The organism is Serratia sp. BNK-4, assembly GCF_048685115.1.
GTDB lineage: Bacteria > Pseudomonadota > Gammaproteobacteria > Enterobacterales > Enterobacteriaceae > Serratia > Serratia bockelmannii.
On record NZ_JBLQTM010000001.1, the window covers coordinates 2291192 to 2309684 of the forward strand.

Here is an 18493-nt window from a genome sequence, read left to right on the forward strand (position 1 = left end):
TTATTCTCCTGCCTGAGACGGCGAGTTGGTGGGCCGGCGGGTAAACATGCGGCGCACCAACACATAAAACAGCGGTACGAAAAAGATGGCCAATGCGGTGGCGGTGATCGTACCGCCGATAATGCCGGTACCGATGGCGATTCGGCTGTTGGCGCCGGCGCCGCTGGATACCGCCAGCGGCAGCACCCCGGCGGTGAACGCCAGCGAGGTCATCAGGATCGGCCGCAGGCGCATGCGTGCCGCGTGGACCGCCGCGCCAATCAGCGTTTCCCCCCGCTGGTGCATCTCCTCGGCGAACTCGACGATCAAAATGGCGTTCTTCGCCGACAGGCCGATGATGGTGAGCAGCGCCACTTGGAAGTAGATGTCGTTTTCCAGCCCGCGCAGCGTGATCGCCAGCAGCGAGCCCACCACACCCATCGGCACCACCAACATCACCGCGAATGGAATCGACCAGCTCTCATACAGCGCCGCCAGGCACAGGAACACCACGATGAGCGAAATGGCGTACAGCGACGACGCCTGGCCGCTGGTCAGCCGTTCCTGATAGGACAGCCCGCTCCAGGAATAGCTGTTGCCGGCGGAGTATTTCGCCGCCAGTTTCTCCATCTCGCTCATCGCCGTACCGGAGCTGACGCCGGCGGCGCCCTGCCCGGTGATCTCGAACGACGACAGCCCGTTATAGCGCGACAGGTTCTCCGGCCCGTAGATCCAGTGCGAAGACGCAAAGGCGGAGAACGGCGTCATGCTGCTGGCGCCCGACGCATTGGTGCCGCGCACAAACCAGCGGTCGAGGTCTTCCGGCTTGGCGCGATACTCTACGTCGCCCTGCATATAGACCTTTTTCACTCGGTTGCGGTCGATAAAGTCGTTGACGTAGGTGCTGCCGAACGCGCTGCTGAGTGTGCTGTTGACGTCGCCGGCGCTCAAGCCGAGCGCCTGCAGCTTGCCGTTGTCGATCTCCACCTGCAGCTGTGGGGTGTCCGGCAAGGTGTTGGCGCGCACCGCCAGCAATGTCGGATTGTTGCCGGCGGCGGCGACGATCTGGTCGCGCATCGCCTGTAGCTCGGCGCGGGTGGTCGCTCCTTTGGCCTGCAGCTCGAAGGTGAAGCCGTCGGACTGGCCGAAACCGTCGATCGCCGGTGGGCTCATGGAGAAGACCTGGGCGTCGCGCAGCGAGGCGAAGTGCGCCATGGCGCGTTTGGCGATGGCGTCGGCGGTGTTTTCGCTGCCGCTGCGTTGGCTCCAGTCCTTGAGGCTGACGAACGCCATGCCGGCGTTTTGCCCGCTGCCGCTGAAGCCGAAACCGTTGATGGTGAAAATGGTGCTGACGTTGGCCTTTTCCTGGCCGAGGAAATAGGCGGTCACCGCCTCGCTCACCGCCGAGGTGCGCGCGTTGGTGGCGCCGGCCGGCAAGGTGTACTGCACCATCACCGAACCCTGATCCTCGTTGGGCAGAAAGCCGGTCGGCAAACGCAGGTACATCACGGCCGCGGCGATCAACAGCAGACCGTACAGCAGCAGATAGCGCGTCGGCCGGTGGATCACTGCGCCGACCTTGTCGGCGTACTTCTCCTGCAGACGGTTATAACCGCGGTTGAATTTACCCAGCAGCCCTTTGTCGGTCTGTTCTTCATGCGTCGATTTCAGCAATGTGGCGCACAGCGCCGGCGCCAGCGTCAACGCCAGCACCACCGACAGCACCATCGAGGAGACGACGGTGATCGAAAACTGGCGGTAGATCACCCCGGTGGAACCGCCGAAGAACGCCATCGGCAGAAACACCGCCGACAGCACCAGTGCGATGCCGACCAGCGCGCCGGTGATCTCGCGCATCGATTTCTCCGTCGCCTCGCGCGGCGGCAGTTTATCTTCACGCATCACGCGTTCGACGTTTTCCACCACCACGATGGCGTCGTCCACCAACAGCCCGATCGCAAGCACCATGCCGAACAGCGTCAGGGTATTGATCGAATAGCCGAACGCCGCCAGCACGCCGAAGGTGCCCAGCAACACCACCGGCACGGTGATGGTCGGGATCAGCGTGGTGCGCAGGTTTTGCAGGAACACGAACATCACCACCACCACTAACACCACCGCTTCAAACAGCGTTTTCACCACCTCCTCGATCGAGATGTTGATGAAGTCGGTGCTGTCTTTCGGGTAGGCCACCTTGTAGCCCTGCGGCATCGCGCTTTGGTATTCCGCCACCTTGGCCTTAACCAGTTTGGCGGTGCTCAGGGCGTTGGCGCCCGCCGCCAGCTTGACCGCGATCCCCGCCGCCGGGTGGCCATTGAGGTGCGCGCTGGCGGAGTAGTCTTCGTTGCCCAGCTCAACCCGTGCCACGTCACCCAGCCGCACCAGCGCGCCGCTGCTGTCGCTTTTCAGGATGATATTGCGAAACTGTTCCGGCGTTTGCAGCCGCGACTGCGCCTTTACCGTGGCGGTCAGCTGCTGATCGGCGGCAGCCGGTAGATCGCCGATCTTGCCGGCAGACACCTGGGTGTTTTGCGCTTCGATCGCCGTCTGCACGTCGGAAGGCATCAGCGCATAGCTCGCCAGCTTGGTCGGATCCAGCCAGATACGCATCGCATATTCCGAGCCGAACACCTGCACGTCCCCCACGCCCGCAATGCGCGACAGCGGATCCTGCAGGTTGCTGACCAGATAGTCGGAGATATCGGCCATTGTCGCCTTGTCGCTTTCGTCATACAGCCCGACGATCAGCAGGAAGCTGCTCTGGGATTTCTTGACCGTCACGCCCTGCGCAGTGACCGCGCTCGGCAAACGGCTTTCCGCCTGCTGCACCTTGTTTTGCACCTGCACCTGAGCGATATCCGGATCGGTGCCCTGATCAAAGGTGACGTTGATGCTGACCGAGCCGCTGGAGCTGCTGGTCGAAGAGAAATACAGCAGGCCGTCCAGGCCGGTGAGCTGCTGCTCAATCACCTGCGTGACGCTGTTTTCCAGCGTTTCCGCGTCCGCGCCCGGGTAAGTGGCGGAGATGGAAATCTGCGGCGGTGAGACATCCGGGTACTGCGAGACGGGCAATGAATTGATCGACATCAGGCCGCACAGCATGATGATGATGGCAATCACCCAGGCGAATACCGGCCGCCGGATAAAGAACTGCGCCATATCACTGCTCCCCGCGTTGGGTTTTGTCGACTGAAACCTCAACCGGCTTCACCGCGGCGCCGATCGTGACCTTGCCGGTGCCTTCGACGATCAGGCGATCGCCTTCGTTCAGCCCGCTGCCGATCAGCCAGTTGCTGCCCACCACCCGTTCGGCGCTGACGGTGCGCTGCGCCACGTTGTTTTGCTCGTCCACCACCAACGCGGTGGCTTCCCCTTTGGCGTTGCGGGTGATGCCCTGCTGCGGCGCCAGAATGGCTTTGGGATCGACGCCGTTATCCACCGTGGCGTGGACGTACATGCCGGGCAGCAGCTCATGCTCGGGGTTGGGGAACACCGCACGCAGCGTGACCGAACCGGTGGCCTCATCCACCGCCACCTCGGTCAACTCCAGCTTGCCGGCGTGGGCATAAGGCGTGCCGTCCTCCAGCTTGATGGCGACCGGCGTGACCGCACCGCGCTGCAAAGCGGCCTGCTGACGGCGCAGTTTAAGCAACTGGGCGCTGGACTGGGTCAGATCGACATAGATCGGATCCAACGCGCGGATGGTGGCCAACGCATCGGTCTGGCTGGCGGTGACCAGCGCGCCCGGCGTCACCGATGAGATGCCGATGCGGCCGGCGATCGGTGCCCGCACCTGGGTATAGGCGAGGTTGATGCGCGCCGTCTCCAGCGCTGCCTGATACTGGGCCACCGACGCCACGGCCGCCAAATAGGCGGCTTTGGCATCGTCCGCATCCTGCTGAGAAACGCCGTTCTCTTTCACCAGCGCCGCATAGCGCTGTGATTTGAGCCGGGTGGATTGCACCGTGGCCTGGGCGTTTTTCAGCTGGGCGGCGGCCTGATCGTAGCTGGCCTGATAGCTGGCGGGGTCAATTTGGTACAATACCTGCCCGGCTTTCACCTCGGCCCCTTCGGTGAACAGCCGCTGCTTGATGATGCCGTCGACCTGCGGCCGCACGTCGGAAGTCATGGTGGCGTTGACCCGGCCGGTCAACTCGCTGCTCAGGGTCACTGACTGGCCGCGCAGCGTGACGACGCCGACCTCCTGCTCACCGCCTGCGCCCGTCGGCGCACCGGCGTTTTGCCCATCGCAGGCGGACAGCAACAGCGACAGCCCAAGCACCAAAAGCGTTTTTCTCTGCATTGCAATACGATCCCATTGAGAATGACTATTCTCAATATATCGAATGCAGACATTCGCTTCTGAAAGGGTTGCGTAAGGATTCGGTAAAAGTCCGTCGGGCTGAGCCGGCCGGAGCGGCCGGTATCGGGATTATTTGTGCCGCAGCGGCACGTCTTTCAAGAGCCAGGTCAGCGCAAAAGCCAGCGCCATCACCCCGGCGGCAATTTGATACACCGAATGGATCGCCCCGCCGAAGGCCTGCAGGTAATCCTGCTGCAGCGCCGCCGGCAAATGGTGCACCGCTTCTGCGCCGAGCGAGCGCGGCAGCTGCGCGCCTTCCGGCAACAGCGCCACCAAACGGGTATGCAACACCTGCGTGAAAATTGCCCCGAACACCGCCACGCCTATCGAACCGCCGATAGAGCGGAACAGCGTGGCGCTGGACGTCGCGACCCCGATATGTCGGGGCTCCACGCTGTTTTGCGCCGCCAAAATCATCACTTGCATCACCATGCCCAGCCCCAATCCCAGCAGGCAAAGGTACAGATACAGTTGTTGCACCGGCGTGTTATTGGTCAGGGTGCCGAGCAGCGTCATCGCCCCCAGCGCACACAGGGTACCGACGATCGGGAACAGGCGATATTTACCGCGTTTGCTGATGATCCGCCCGCTGATGATCGAGCTGACCATAAGGCCGCCCATCAACGGCAGCAGCTGCATCCCGGCCTGCGATGGCGTCGAGCCTTTTACCACCTGCAGATACAGCGGCAGGAAAGTTACGGAGCCGAACAGCGACATGCCGACGATAAAGCCGATCAGGCCGCACAGCACGAAGGTGCGGTTGCGAAACAGCCCGAGGGGAATGATCGGTTCACCGGCCAGACGTTCCTCATAGATAAAGCCGCCCAGCGACACCAGGCCAAAGGCCAGAATGCACCACAGCTGGCCGTCCGACCAGGCCATTACCGTGCCGCCCTGGCTGGTGAACAGGATGATACAGGTGAGCGCCATCGCCAGGTAACCGGCGCCGAGGAAGTCGATTTCATGTCGCACTCGATTAACCTGCGACTGAAACACCGCGCCAATCACCAGCAGGGCGAACAGGCCCAGCGGCAGATTGATGTAGAAAATCCAGCGCCAGGAAAAATGCTGCACCAGTAAGCCGCCGATCAACGGCCCCACCACCGTGGCCAGGCCGAATACCCCACCGAACAGCCCCTGATAACGGCCGCGTTCCGCCGGCGGGATCACGTCGCCGACCACCGCCAAAGTGACCACCAACAGCCCGCCGCCGCCCAACCCTTGCAGCGCGCGCATCATAATCAGCTGTGTCATGTTTTGCGCTAGCCCACACAGTACCGACCCAAGCAAAAACAGCAAAATAGCGATTTGCAGCACAATCTTGCGGCCGAAAAGATCGCCGAATTTGCCGTACAGCGGCACCACAATAGTGGAAGACAGCAGATAGGCTGTCACCACCCAGGACAGTTTCTCAAGACCACCAAACTCGCCGACGATGGTCGGCAACGCGGTGGAGACAATGGTTTGATCCAGCGCCGCCAGTAGCATCACCAGCAGCAACGCGGAAAACAGCAACGGGAGCGAAGGCGCCTTGGCAGGCGCCCCGCCGTGATCGGGCCGGATTGTCGGGTTTTCAATCGTCATCGGAGTCAGTTCACTTGTAATTAATTAATCGCATAATTAATATATGAGTCATCCTTTTTTCCGGTCAATGGATCTTATCGCGATGACAGCACGAAACGTTCAAACTCCCGCCAAGCCTCGCCGCCCCGGCCGGCCGAGCGGCGGTGCCAAAGGGGCGGACAAACGCGAGCATTTGCTTGATACCGCGCTGAACCTGTTTGCCCGCCAGGGGATCGTAGACACCTCATTGAATGCCATTGCGCGCGAAGCAAACGTCACCCCGGCCATGCTGCACTACTACTTTCATAACCGGGAACAGTTGCTGGACGTGCTGATCGAAGAGCGCTTTCTGCCAGTGCGCAAGATGGCCGGCGAGGTGTTCGACGCCAACGCGGACGATCCCGTCACCGCGTTCACCCAGCTAGCGCAACGTTTTATCGACATCGCGTTGGAACACCCTTGGTTCGCCCCGCTGTGGCTGCGGGAGGTCATGAGTGAAAGTGGCGTATTGAAACAGAGAATGGATGAACGATTCGGTAATGAACGCCATCAGATCGCGTTGCAAGCCATCGCACGCTGGCAGGCGCAGGGTAAACTCAATTCCGATCTCGAGCCTGCCCTGCTGTTCTTTACGCTGTTCGGCATCACGCTGCTGCCGCTGGCCACCGCACCCAAATGGCGGCGCGAACGGGATAAAGGCCAGCTAAACGCCGAGGATATCGCCCGCCACGCCATTGCCCTGCTGCGCTACGGCATCGGCCCGGCGCGTTAACTCACCGGCACTGGGGGTTTAACCAGTCTAAACACCGTTTTGGTGTGCCAATAGTAGTCGATCGCCGCCGCGATATTCGGCATCCAGCCGTCCGGCTCATAGGGCACGAAGCCGGAAAAGCCCAGCCGGCGGGCAGAGACCTGGAATCCCGCGGCGGAGAAAATGCGCGCATAGTCGTCCAGAGCGCGATCCTGCACCACGGTATGCGTCTGTTCAGCCACCCTTTCGCGCCATTGCGGCCACAGCGGGTTGTCGGTGTGGCAACCGGTCACCGCATAATAAACGCCACCCGGCTTCAGCACCCGCAGCATATCGGCGGCATGCTGCGCGATATCTTCGATCAGGTAGATGACTTCATGACTGAAGGCGATATCGAAGTGGTTCTCATAACCCGTCAACCGCGTGTCGGTTTGATAACCGATCGGCAGGTTTCCTTTCAGGCGGTTGGCGTGTTCGACGGATTGGCGGGCGATATCAACGCCGAGCCCTTCACGAAATGGCCGGATTTGGTGCAACAGACGCAGAAAACCGCCCTGATTGCAGCCGAAGTCCAGTACCTTGACGCCGGACAATTCGTGTTCCGGCACCAGGCTCAGCAGATGCCGCCAGATGGGCGCATGGCCTTCGGCCATGGCCTGTTCTGCGTGCGGATCGCGATACCAGGTGGGAATGCTCAAGGGTGAGTCGTTCATTATGGCCTCCTTATGTTTCCACTCAGCCAATCACACCCTATGGCGACAAACAACCGCGTGCGCATTTTTTGAACATTCACTGGTCTGGCTTGCCATGCACCGGCAATTGGCTGGTCACGCAGTGAATGCCGCCGCCGCCGGCGGCGATGGCGTCGATCTCCAGCTGCACCACCTTGCGCTGCGGATAGAGCGCCGACAGCAGTTCAAACGCCGCCTTGTCCGCCTGCAGGTCGCCAAACTCCGGGGCGATCACCGCGCCGTTGATGACGAAATAGTTGATGTAGCCCGCCGCGAAATCGGGGTTGCGGCGACTGAATCGGCTTTCGCGCGGTGCCCGCGGCGGCGAAAGCGTATGTACCTGCAGCGTGCGGCCGTCGGCGTCGGTCGCTGCTTTGAGGATCGCCAGATGCGCTTGGGTAACCGCATGATCATAAGAGGCCGGATCGGTATCCAGGTTGGCCACCACCACGCCAGGCCGCACGAAACGGGCATAAAAATCGACGTGGGCATCGGTGATGTCCCGGCCTTTAATACCCGGCAGCCAGATAATTTTGCGCAGGCCGAGCATCGCCTTCAGCTCTTGCTCAACCCGGTCTCGGCTCCAGCCCGGGTTGCGGTTCGCATTCACCCAACTGCTCTCGGTCATGATGCCGGTGCCGTGCCCATCCACTTCGATGCCGCCGCCTTCGCCTACCAGCGCGCTGCGGCGCGGTTGAGCGACGCCGTATCGCCTGGCGACAAACCCTGCCAGACGCGCATCCCTGGCATGTTGCTGCTTATCGCCCCAGCCGTTGAAGTTGAAATCCACCGCGCCCAGTTCGCCGGCGTCATTGACGACGAAATTGGCGCCGATGTCGCGCATCCAGATATCATCCAGCTCAGTGACAACATAGCTGACGTTGTGACTGCCGCAGGTGGCCTCAGCCAATTGCCGTTCATTGCCGCGGCAAAAAACCGTCAACGGCTGAAAGTCGGCGATGGCGCGGGCGATACGCCCCTGCGCTGCCTGCACGTCCGCGGTGAACCCGCCCCAAATCGCACGCTGCGCGCCGAAAGCGAGAAACGCCCGCTGTTGCGGTTCCCCTTCGTCGGGCATCCGCCAGGCCGGATTAAGCGCAGCTTTCGCGTGACCGCGTAACGGGATGCCCAATGATGCCGTCAAGCTCACACCGGCCACCGCCGAAAGCTGCTTGATAAAGGTGCGACGAGTTGACATAAATAGCCTCTTTAAATTGATTTAAATTCAAACTGTTAGCCGGATTTCTTGCGCTCCGGCGCTTGAATCCCATGCTAGTCTTCCCCTGCCACCGCGACAAACGATATATTTAGCGGATATCTGATTAGACAGGCTTATCGATAATGTTAAAACACTGGCCCCCCTTGAGCGCCCTGCGCGGTTTCGAAGCGGCGGCGCGCCTGGGCAGTTTTCATCAGGCTGCCGAAGAGCTGCACCTGACTCAGTCGGCGATCAGCCAGCAAATCCGCAGCCTCGAGGCGTTTCTGGAGCAACCGCTGTTCTTCCGCACCGGCCGCAGCGTGGCGCTGACCGACGCCGGCCACGATCTGTTCAGCACCGCACAGGTGATGCTGCAACAGCTGGCCGTCGGCATTCGCCGTTTGGATCAGTACCGCAAACCCAACCAACTGAGCGTTAACACCACCCCGGCCTTTGCCCGCCACTGGCTGACGCCGCGGCTGGGCGATTTCAATCGGCAGCATCCGCAGATCGATCTGTGGCTGTTCACCAGCTTTGAACCGCCGGATATGGCGACGGACAGCATCGATCTGGCGATCCGTGACGATCTCAGCGCGCAGGCGGACTGCACCTTTAACGTTCTCTGTACCGACCGACTCTACCCCGCCTGCCACCCCAGCCTGCTGGCGTTGACGCCGGAGCAGCGCGTGACCTTGCACGGCGAACGCGAGATGGATTGGAGCCACTGGGCAGTGGCGGGCGGCGCGCACGTCGGCCAGCGCGACAGCGGGCTGAACTTCTCCGATCCTGGTCTGCTGCTGGACGCCGCCTGCAATGGCCTCGGCATCGCGTTGGTCAGCCAATTGCTGGCGCAACACGCGCGCGACGCCGGGCTGCTGCAACCGTTAACCGAGCAACGCGTGCGCGGCGCCAACTGGGCGTGGCTGCTGCACCGCGACAGCGAACACAATCCGCTCGCCCGGCACTTCTGCCAATGGCTGCAGTCGGCGCTGCCCGCCGGCGCATAACGCGCCACGTCACGATTTGCTACTCTGGTCAGGCGGCCCCGCCTGCCCGCTGCTACTTTCAATAAAGCGTCGCAACAGCCCGAAGAAAACGCGCTAACCTGCTGTTTCAAAATCATTAGTTGAATTCACCTGATAACTGAACATCGCTAAAAGGATCTTCTATGTCTGCCGGTTTATTGAAAACGATAGCTCTGAGCGTGGCCCTTGCCTGCACCGTTCCCGCTGCCTTTGCCGCCGAACTGACCGCCGGCGCGGTCGCCGCCCCGGATCAGTATGGCGCCAAGGTCGCCGCGCACATTCTGCAGGCCGGCGGCAATGCGGTCGATGCGGCGGTCGCCACCGCCTTTACCCTGGCCGTTACCTACCCTGAAGCCGGCAATATCGGCGGCGGCGGCTTTATGACGCTGTACGTCGACGGCAAACCCTATTTCCTCGACTACCGCGAAGTGGCGCCCAAGGCCGCCGGCAAAACTATGTATCTGAACGAGAAAGGCGAAGTGATCGAGAATCTCAGCCTGGTGGGCAGCCGCGCCGCCGGCGTGCCGGGCACCGTGCTGGGATTGTGGGAAGCGCATAAACGCTTCGGCAAGTTGCCCTGGGCCGAGCTGCTGACGCCGGCGATCGGTTACGCCCGGCAAGGTTTCACCGTGGCGGATCAGCAGTATCAGTACCGCGAAGATGCCAACAAGCTGTTCGCCGGTAAAACCAACTTCGGCGACTATTTCGGCGCCATGAAGCCCGGCACGGTGTTCAAGCAGCCGGAGCTGGCCGCCACCCTTGAGCGCATCGCCAAATCGGGCGCCGACGATTTTTATCACGGCGAAACCGCTCGCCTGCTGGTGGCGCAAATGCAGCGCGACAACGGGCTGATCGGCGCGGCGGATTTGGCCGACTATCGGGTGAAATGGCGTGAACCGATGCGCATCAGCTGGCGCGGCAACACCGTGTATACCGCCCCGCTGCCCAGCTCCGGCGGCATCGCGCTGGCGCAGCTGCTGGGGATCAAAGAAGATCGCGCCGCCGACTTCAAGGGCGTGCCGCTGAACTCGGCGCGCTACATCCACCTGCTGGCGGAAATCGAAAAACGCGTGTTCGCCGATCGCGCCGACTACCTCGGCGATCCGGACTTCACCCAGGTGCCGGAAGCGCAGCTGATCGCCCCCGACTACCTGAAAAAACGCGCCGCCGAGATCAACCCGACGGCGATCTCGCCGACCGAAAAGGTGCGGCCGGGGCTGGAAACCCACCAAACCACCCACTTCTCGATCGTCGATGCCGCCGGCAACGCGGTCAGCAACACCTATACGCTCAACTGGGACTTCGGCAGCGGCGTGGTGGTCAAAGGCGCCGGCTTCCTGCTTAACGACGAGATGGACGACTTCAGCGCCAAACCCGGCGTCGCCAACGCCTTCGGCGTGGTGGGCAGCGACGCCAACGCCATCGAGCCGGGCAAGCGCATGCTCTCCTCGATGAGCCCGACCATCATCACCCGCGACGGCGACGTCACTCTGGTGATCGGCACCCCGGGCGGTTCACGCATCTTCACCTCGATCTTCCAGGTGATCAACAACCTCTACGATTACCACCTGCCGCTGGCGCAGGCGGTGGCCGCCCAGCGCGTGCACCATCAGCTGTTGCCGAAGGACACCGTCTACTATGACAGCTTTGCGCCGCTGACCGGCAAACCGGCAGACGAGCTGAAGGCCATGGGTTACACCCTCGAAGACCAGGGCTGGAACATGGGGGATATTCAGGCTATCCGCATCGATGGCCGCACGCCGGAAACCGCATCAGATCCGCGCGGCCGCGGCGTCGGACTGGTGGTGAAAAAGTAACGCGCCGGCGGCCCGCTTCAGCCACGCCGGGCCGCCGTTCTCCCCGCACAGACTGACGTTGCTCCCTTTTTCACTCATCTATACTGAATCGACAGGCTCGCGTTTAACGGCGACGGCGCTTGCGTTCCATCTTGGACGATAAAAATAATATTTTCAGTAAATCAATCACCTGCATTTATCGTAAGCGATGTCGGAGGCAATCAACAATGGCGAAAAGACGAGCAGTACCCGGGGTGCATCCCTACGATGGGCCCGCCGGCGGTTGGGGCGCACTAAAAGCGACGGCCATCGCCGTGCGCACGCAGATGGACACCTTAGAAGCGCCGGTGACGCTGATGCGCACCAATCAACCCGACGGTTTTGATTGTCCGGGGTGCGCATGGCCGGATAAAGAACATCGATCTACCTTCCAGTTCTGTGAAAACGGCGCCAAAGCCGTGACCTGGGAAGCGACCAGCAAGCGCGTGACGCCCGAATTTCTGGCGCAGAACACCGTAACGTCGCTGCTGCAGAAAACCGATTACCAGTTGGAAGACTATGGCCGCCTGACAACCCCTCTGTGCTATGACGCCGGGACGGACACCTTGCGCCCGCTGGCCTGGGATGAGGCGTTTCAACGCATCGCCGCCGTTTTGCAAACGCTGCCGCCGGAGCAGGTGGAGTTTTATACCTCCGGCCGGGCGTCCAATGAGGCGGCCTATCTGTTCCAGCTGTTTGCGCGGGAGTTCGGCAGCAATAACTTCCCCGACTGTTCCAACATGTGCCATGAGCCGACCAGCGTTGGCCTGCCCCAGTCGATCGGCATCGGTAAAGGCACCGTGTCGCTGGACGACTTTGACAGCGCGGAGCTGATTATCTCCATCGGGCACAATCCGGGCACCAATCACCCGCGCATGATGGGCACGCTGCATGAACTGGCGCGTAAAAAGGTGCCGATTATCGTGTTTAACCCGCTGCGCGAGCGGGCGCTCGAGCGTTTCACCGATCCGCAAAACGTCATCGAAATGGCGACCTACAGTTCGACCCCTATCGCGTCCACCTACTATCAGGTCAAGGCCGGCGGCGACGCCGCAGCGCTCAAAGGCATCGCCAAAGCGCTGCTGCAGCTGGATGAAACACAAGGCAACGCCGTGGATCACGCCTTTATTGCCGAGCACACGCAAGGCTTTGCCGCTTTCGCCGCCGATCTGGCGGCCACCCATTGGGAGGCTATCGAAGCGGAGAGCGGCCTGGCGCGCCAGGACCTGGAACGGGTCGCCACCGCCTACGCGAAATCCAACGCCACCATCGTGACCTACGGCATGGGCATTACGCAGCACAATAAAGGGACGGCCAATGTGCGCCTGATCGCCGATCTGCTGCTGCTACGCGGCAACATCGGCAAACCGGGCGCCGGCATCTGCCCGCTGCGCGGCCACTCCAATGTGCAGGGCAACCGCACCGTCGGCATCACCGAAAAACCGTCGGCCGATTTTTTGGCAAAGCTGGAAACGGTGTTTGGCTTCACGCCGCCCAAAGCCCATGGTCACGATGCCGTGAAATGCATGCAGGCGATGATCGATGGTGCCTCGAAGGCGTTGATCTGCCTGGGCGGCAACTTCGCCGTAGCATTGCCGGACCCCGAGCAGAGCTTCCCGGCGATGAAAGCCCTGGAGTTAAGCGTGCATATCGGCACCAAACTCAACCGCAGCCATCTGTTGGTGGCAAAAGAAACCCTCATTCTGCCCTGCCTGGGCCGCACCGAACTGGACATGCAGGCCGGCGGGCGGCAATCGGTGACGGTGGAGGATTCGATGTCGATGGTGCATGCGTCATCCGGCAAATTAAAACCGGCGTCGGAACTGCTGCGTTCGGAACCCGCCATTGTGGCCGGCATGGCCAAAGCGGTGATGCCCGCCAGCAAGGTGCCCTGGGATGAGCTGATCGAAGATTACGACGTGATCCGCGAGCTGATCGAAAAAACCATTCCCGGCTTCGACGATTACAACGCGCGTATTCGCCAACCCGGCGGCTTCCGCATGCCGCTGCCGCCGACCGAACGCCAGTGGCCGACGGCGACGGGCAAAGCGATGTTTTCCGTGTTCAGCGGGCTGCATGAGGACGAGATAACGACAGACAAAGACACGCTGCGGCTCATAACGCTGCGCAGCCACGATCAGTACAACACCACCATCTATGCCCTGGATGACCGTTACCGCGGGGTCTTCGGCCGGCGCGACGTGCTGTTCATGAATGACAGCGATCTGCAACGTTTGGGGCTGGAACATGGCGACGTGGTCGATCTGGAAACGGCGCTGCCCGGCAGCACCCAGCGCCTGGAAGGCATCACGGTGATCGCCTACAACATCTCAGCCGGTTCGGTCGGCGCCTACTACCCGGAGGCCAACGTGCTGGTACCGCTGCATTACATCGATGAGGAAAGCGGCACGCCTTCGTATAAATCGGTGCCGATCCGCGTGAAGTTGAGATCCAAAGAGGTGCGCGCGGTTAAGATCGCTTAGTGGGAACGCTACGGCCCCCACTGGTATCTGAGTGGGGGCCATTTTTATCCGACTACGGGGCCGCGGCTTATTTGCCGTTGGCCAATTCGCCGTACACCACCTGGCCGCGGAAACCGCGCCGCACCTGCTGGAACAGCTCGCGGAACGCCGGGTAATCCTGCGCCTGGCACAGCGCTTCCTTGCCGCGAATGGCGTTCACCTGCAGGCGGTGATTGACGGTCACCTGCTGCCCGTCGCGCCGCCACGCCACGCGATAGTCGCCCGCCGCATTGCGGAACTGTCTGTCTTGCGGAATGGCAATGATCGGCACGTTGGCCGGCAGCTGCAGACGGTAGGTTTCGTCGTAGCGCTGCGCGCTGCAGTAGAACGGCGTTTCGTTGTCCGGTGCCGCCGTGGTGGTATACAGCGTGCGGAAAGATTTGCCACCGGGCGGATTAGGTAGCGTCATGCCGCCCACCACGCCGAAATCGACGTAGTCGTCCGCCTTGAAGCGGAAGCGGTAACCGAACTGTTTTTTGAGATCCAGCGGATCGCTGTTCATCGCCATTTCGCCGCTGCCGTCGATACCGGAGGCTGACATGATCGACGCTTCGGCCTGCGCCCGGTTCTGCCGGTTGATCTGCGAGAAATAGCCCCGCAGGTCAATTTCTTCCACTTCGCTCAGCCGACGCTCGGTTTGTCCGTGCAGATTGCCCGCTTTGTCAAACACGAAATCGACGCTCAGCGCGCTCTTGACCGGCTGCTCATCGCTGCCCGGCGTGCGCGCCAGCTTGGCGTCGCGCGTCAGCAGCACCGGCGCCCCCAGATCGCCTTGCGGCAGTTGCCCGAACCGCGCCCAGGGATTGGTGGAGTCCAGGTACAGTTTGAACTCCGGCACATAGGTGATGGCGTGATTAAAGCGGCTGAGCAGCGGCACTTTAGGCAGTAACGGGCCTTCATCCATACCGATCAGCACCGGTGAGCTTTCAATACCCTTGGCAGCGAGCAGCGCCTCCAGGATCACCACGTGGTCCTTACAGTCGCCGTAGTGGTTGTCGAGAATGCTCTGCGCCGAATTCGGCTCCAGCCCACCGTTGCCAAGATACACCGCCACGTAGCGAATGTTTTGCGCCACCCAGCGATAGAGGGCCTCCGCCTGCTCGCGCCGATCGCTGATGCCGGCGGTGATGTTGTCTGCCAGTGCCTGGATGCCCGGCGTCACCTTCGCCGCCGCACCGGCCTTCAGCTGATAGGCCTTGGCCAACTGCGGCCACTCGCGGTAGGTGCTCGCCATGATGGTCGGGCTGAAGGTCCAGCTGTCCGCTGCCCAGTTTTGTGATTTCATCGGCGCGCTGCGCGAATAATGCCAGCGCCAGTGCGCTTGGCCGTTGCGGATCTGCGGCTTGTCCCCGCCTTCCACGCCACGCGTGAAGATATGCATCGGCAGCTTGGCCGGTGCCTGCAGGGTCACTTCGGCGTCGTCGAACTGATCGAAAACGCTGAACGTCTCCCACAGGCCGAAATAGTCGGGGAAATACGGGGTGTTTTGCGTGCGGCGCAGCTCATACACCACCCGCGAGCCCGGCGCCAGGTTGGAGAACACGATGACGCGCACTTTGCGGTCGGCATACAGCGGGGCCGTGGCGCTGGAGTAACTCTCCTGGGTATAGATGCGATCGGGCGCCACGTCGTGCCGCTGGCCGTCGGCAGTCAGCGTGTAGGCGGCGACCACCTCCAGCGTTTCCATTTTTTCGCTGTAGCTCAGGCGGATCTGGCTGAATTTTTCGACCGCCGCCTTGGTCTTCAGCAGCACTTCGTAGCTTTCCGTCTTCACGTTGGTGGCGTTGGCGTTGACGCGGTAATCCGCGCGATAGCGCACGAAGCTGAAATCGTTGTTGGCCGTGTCGTTCTGGCCCTGATCCGCCGCGACGGGCGGTGTAGCGGCCAACACGGTGGCCGGGTGCGTTGCCGTCAAACCGGCGAATAACAGCAGGGAAGGAATAGCGATTTTCATCTTCGGTCCTTGAAGGGCAATAAACGGCGACGCCGGGCTACGCGCCTGCCCCGGCGTCAAAACAGGCGGGCACACTAATATAATTGAGAATCATTTTCAATAAACGGACCTTCAACGCCCGGGCTAACCCTGTTCTATCAACATCACGGCGGTGGTCTCCGGCTCCAGCGCTTCGAAAACGTGCTCGCGATCGGCGGAGTAGCTGATGTAATCGCCGGCGCTCAGCTCCAGCGGCTGCTCCGCCGGCCCGAGGCGCGCTCGCCCGCTGCTGATGATCACATGCTCGACGGTGCCGGGGGGATGTGGCCGGGAAAGTTTCGCCTCTCCGGGTTGCACCCGCAGCCGGTAAATGTCGCGCTGCGCGCCCGGCGGGCAGGTGGCCAGCAGCGTGGCGGCGTAGTTGCCCTGCTCCGACAGCGCCGGCGTTCCCTCATGGGCGCGGATCACTTGCACCGGCCTGCTGGGTTGCGAAATCAGTCGGCTGACCGGCACGTCCAGCGCCATCGCCAACGCCCACAGCGTTTCCAGGCTGGGATTACCGCTGCCGGCTTCGAGCTGCGACAGCGTGGACTTGGCGATGCCCGCGCGCTTCGCCAGCTCGGTCACCGACAGGTTCAATCGCTCACGCTCGCGGCGGATCGCCGCCGACAAGAGGCCGATCGGCGTAATGTTCTGCATCAGGTTATTGCTCATCGTTCGCTATATCATCCGCTTGTTCGACTTGACGAACAGCCGCATGCGTGTTCATCATAATGTCCAATTGTTCATTTTAATGATTAAGCGGCTTCACCACAAGTACGGTCAGGCAGCGAGGGCAACAACATGAAAACAAAGACGCGCGGCGCAGTGCAAATGATCCTCGCCATGACCATCTCAGGCACCGTCGGTTGGCCGGTACTCGTTTTAGGGCAGCCGCCCACAACGGTGGTGTTTTGGCGCTGCGCGTTCGGCGCGCTGGCCATGCTGGCGACCTGCGCCGCGCTTGGGCAGTTGAAACCCGGCGCAATCAACCGGCGGCAGCTGGCTGTCGCCACCCTCGGGGGTATCGCGCTGGTGCTCAACTGGACGCTATTGTTTGCCGCCTATCAGCATGCTTCGATCGCTGTCGCCACCGTGACCTACCATGTTCAGCCGTTTATGTTGGTGGCGCTGGGGGCGCTGCTGTTCGGCGAAAAACTAACGGCTAACCGGCTGGGCTGGCTTCTGCTGGCGTTCGCGGGGATGGTGTTGATCGTCGCCGGCCGGCAAAGCGGCGGCAGCGGCGATGACTACCTGCTCGGCGTGGTACTGGCGCTCGGTGCGGCCCTGATGTACGCCATTGCGGCGGCGATCGTCAAACGGCTGGCCGCGTTGCCGCCGCAGCTCATCGTGTTGATTCAACTGACCGTTGGCACGTTGGCACTGGCACCGTTCGCCGGCCTGGCCACGCCGCCTGCGGCCCCCATCGACTGGCTGCTGCTGGCAACCCTCGGCCTGGTGCATACCGGTTTGATGTCCACGTTGCTCTATGGCGCCATTCAGAAGATCCCCACGGCCCTGGTCGGCGCCCTGTCGTTTATCTACCCGGCGGTGGCGATCGTGGTGGACTGGGCAGTGTTCGGGGCAGTGTTCGGGCACCGTCTCAGCCTGCTGCAGCTGCTGGGCACGCTGGCCATTCTCGGCGCGGCAGCGGGCATGAACTTCGGCTGGCGATGGACGCTCGCCGCGCACCGGGCCGGTAAAATCGGTTAATCCCGCCCGACGGGCAAGCTATGCACAATAAGGCATTCGCCTTGTGTCCGGCGCGGTGCTATTTATTTAAACCGTGTAGGGTAGAAGGAGTTTTCTATGTGGCATCACCGCCTGCAACGGCGCATCCGTTTCAGCTACTGGAACGAACTGTGCGTCACCAAAAAATAAGGGAAGGCGCAAGCCTTCCCTTTTGTCATTCACCGCTCAGATCAGAAACGGTCGGTTTTCACCACGTCGTCGAACGGCAGTTTGCCGATGCGCGGATAAGGCTGCCCCGCCGCCTTGCCGATGGCGACCATCAGCGCGATCTGATAGTGCGCCGGCTTATTGATAATCTCACCCACCGCGTCGAAATCAAATCCGTCCATCGGGCAAGAGTCGTAGCCCTGCGCCTTGGCCGCCAGCATCAGCGTCTGGGCGAAGATGCCGCTGCTGCGCATCACTTCGTCGCGCTGCACCTGCGGCTTACCGCGATAATACTGATCGACGGCCGGGATCATGAACTGCTGTACCGGCTCCGCCGCCTCGGCCCAGACGTTTTTAACCTGTGACTCCCAGCTCGACAGATCGCCGCACAGCACGACCAGCATCGATGCGTCGGTCACCTGCGCCTGCCCCCACGCCGCTTCGCGAATTTTCTCGCGCTGCGCGCGATCTTCGATCAGCAGCGGGCGCCAGTGCTGCAGGTTAAACGCGCTGGGTGCGCCCTGCAGCGCAATGTTCAACAGCGCTTTTTTCTCTTCGAGCGTCATCACGTACTGCGTATCGAACTGCTTGGTGGCGCGGCGTTGGCGGATTGCGTCTAACGTATTCATTTTACTGCCTCTGTCCATGTGAAAAG

Annotated in this window: 13 protein-coding genes; 5 read left to right on the plus strand and 8 right to left on the minus strand. The window is 61.7% G+C overall.

Annotated elements, in window-relative coordinates:
* The 3 genes from ACMGGW_RS11090 to ACMGGW_RS11100 form a co-directional block, all read right to left on the minus strand.
* The gene (locus ACMGGW_RS11090; RefSeq protein WP_197831994.1) at nt 1-3138 is read right to left on the minus strand and encodes an efflux RND transporter permease subunit; all 3138 of its coding nucleotides are present in this window, start codon (nt 3136-3138) and stop codon (nt 1-3) included.
* A gap of 1 nt (nt 3139) precedes the next feature.
* Entirely contained in the window at nt 3140-4282 is a 1143-nt protein-coding gene (locus tag ACMGGW_RS11095) for an efflux RND transporter periplasmic adaptor subunit (protein ID WP_025302883.1), read from the minus strand.
* Between the two features lie 129 nt (nt 4283-4411).
* Nucleotides 4412-5926 carry an MDR family MFS transporter gene (locus tag ACMGGW_RS11100; protein WP_025302884.1) on the minus strand — a complete coding sequence of 505 codons (1515 nt, stop codon included), beginning with the start codon at nt 5924-5926 and terminating at the stop codon, nt 4412-4414.
* Nucleotides 5927-6008: 82 nt separating this feature from the next.
* Here ACMGGW_RS11100 and ACMGGW_RS11105 point away from each other — a divergent pair, with 82 nt between their 5' ends.
* On the plus strand, nt 6009-6677 hold the full coding sequence (locus ACMGGW_RS11105; protein ID WP_197770310.1) for a TetR/AcrR family transcriptional regulator: 669 nt from the start codon (nt 6009-6011) through the stop codon (nt 6675-6677).
* Here ACMGGW_RS11105 and ACMGGW_RS11110 read toward each other — a convergent pair.
* Nucleotides 6674-7369, minus strand: a complete 696-nt coding sequence (locus ACMGGW_RS11110; RefSeq protein ID WP_167324322.1) for a class I SAM-dependent methyltransferase — start codon at nt 7367-7369, stop codon at nt 6674-6676. The two genes, ACMGGW_RS11105 and ACMGGW_RS11110, sit on opposite strands and share 4 nt — an antisense overlap.
* Nucleotides 7370-7445: 76 nt before the next feature.
* Complete coding sequence (locus ACMGGW_RS11115; RefSeq protein WP_164099681.1) at nt 7446-8585, minus strand: agmatine deiminase family protein; 1140 nt, start codon at nt 8583-8585, stop codon at nt 7446-7448.
* 143 nt (nt 8586-8728) lie between these two features.
* On the opposite strand from ACMGGW_RS11115, the gene ACMGGW_RS11120 reads away from it, so the two are divergent.
* The 3 genes from ACMGGW_RS11120 to ACMGGW_RS11130 all read left to right on the plus strand — a co-directional run bounded on the left by ACMGGW_RS11120 (nt 8729) and on the right by ACMGGW_RS11130 (nt 13928).
* Entirely contained in the window at nt 8729-9592 is an 864-nt protein-coding gene (locus ACMGGW_RS11120) for a LysR substrate-binding domain-containing protein (RefSeq protein ID WP_197831995.1), read from the plus strand.
* 161 nt (nt 9593-9753) lie between these two features.
* Complete coding sequence (gene ggt, locus ACMGGW_RS11125; RefSeq protein ID WP_043143523.1) at nt 9754-11427, plus strand: gamma-glutamyltransferase; 1674 nt, start codon at nt 9754-9756, stop codon at nt 11425-11427.
* A gap of 206 nt (nt 11428-11633) precedes the next feature.
* Complete coding sequence (locus ACMGGW_RS11130) at nt 11634-13928, plus strand: FdhF/YdeP family oxidoreductase (protein ID WP_197781537.1); 2295 nt, start codon at nt 11634-11636, stop codon at nt 13926-13928.
* 67 nt (nt 13929-13995) lie between these two features.
* Here ACMGGW_RS11130 and ACMGGW_RS11135 read toward each other — a convergent pair whose 3' ends face one another.
* Complete coding sequence (locus ACMGGW_RS11135) at nt 13996-15921, minus strand: DUF3857 domain-containing protein (protein ID WP_049295663.1); 1926 nt, start codon at nt 15919-15921, stop codon at nt 13996-13998.
* 123 nt (nt 15922-16044) lie between these two features.
* Complete coding sequence (locus ACMGGW_RS11140) at nt 16045-16614, minus strand: helix-turn-helix domain-containing protein (protein WP_043143518.1); 570 nt, start codon at nt 16612-16614, stop codon at nt 16045-16047.
* 129 nt (nt 16615-16743) lie between these two features.
* Between ACMGGW_RS11140 and ACMGGW_RS11145 the strand changes: the two genes are divergently transcribed.
* Entirely contained in the window at nt 16744-17652 is a 909-nt protein-coding gene (locus ACMGGW_RS11145; protein WP_197831996.1) for an EamA family transporter, read from the plus strand.
* Nucleotides 17653-17861: 209 nt separating this feature from the next.
* Here the strand turns inward: ACMGGW_RS11145 and ACMGGW_RS11150 are convergent, their stop codons facing one another.
* Nucleotides 17862-18467, minus strand: coding sequence for a nitroreductase family protein (locus tag ACMGGW_RS11150; RefSeq protein ID WP_025302894.1), 606 nt, complete (start codon nt 18465-18467; stop codon nt 17862-17864).
* Between the last annotated feature and the right edge of the window lie 26 nt (nt 18468-18493).

Bases quoted from the DNA above. Each gene is read 5' to 3' on its own strand.
- ACMGGW_RS11090 (WP_197831994.1), bottom strand. From the start codon at position 3,138: ATGGCGCAGTTCTTTATCCGGCGGCCGGTATTCGCCTGGGTGATTGCC.
- ACMGGW_RS11095 (WP_025302883.1), bottom strand. From the start codon at position 4,282: ATGCAGAGAAAAACGCTTTTGGTGCTTGGGCTGTCGCTGTTGCTGTCC.
- ACMGGW_RS11100 (WP_025302884.1), bottom strand. From the start codon at position 5,926: ATGACGATTGAAAACCCGACAATCCGGCCCGATCACGGCGGGGCGCCT.
- ACMGGW_RS11105 (WP_197770310.1), top strand. From the start codon at position 6,009: ATGACAGCACGAAACGTTCAAACTCCCGCCAAGCCTCGCCGCCCCGGC.
- ACMGGW_RS11110 (WP_167324322.1), bottom strand. From the start codon at position 7,369: ATGAACGACTCACCCTTGAGCATTCCCACCTGGTATCGCGATCCGCAC.
- ACMGGW_RS11115 (WP_164099681.1), bottom strand. From the start codon at position 8,585: ATGTCAACTCGTCGCACCTTTATCAAGCAGCTTTCGGCGGTGGCCGGT.
- ACMGGW_RS11120 (WP_197831995.1), top strand. From the start codon at position 8,729: ATGTTAAAACACTGGCCCCCCTTGAGCGCCCTGCGCGGTTTCGAAGCG.
- ggt (WP_043143523.1), top strand. From the start codon at position 9,754: ATGTCTGCCGGTTTATTGAAAACGATAGCTCTGAGCGTGGCCCTTGCC.
- ACMGGW_RS11130 (WP_197781537.1), top strand. From the start codon at position 11,634: ATGGCGAAAAGACGAGCAGTACCCGGGGTGCATCCCTACGATGGGCCC.
- ACMGGW_RS11135 (WP_049295663.1), bottom strand. From the start codon at position 15,921: ATGAAAATCGCTATTCCTTCCCTGCTGTTATTCGCCGGTTTGACGGCA.
- ACMGGW_RS11140 (WP_043143518.1), bottom strand. From the start codon at position 16,614: ATGAGCAATAACCTGATGCAGAACATTACGCCGATCGGCCTCTTGTCG.
- ACMGGW_RS11145 (WP_197831996.1), top strand. From the start codon at position 16,744: ATGAAAACAAAGACGCGCGGCGCAGTGCAAATGATCCTCGCCATGACC.
- ACMGGW_RS11150 (WP_025302894.1), bottom strand. From the start codon at position 18,467: ATGAATACGTTAGACGCAATCCGCCAACGCCGCGCCACCAAGCAGTTC.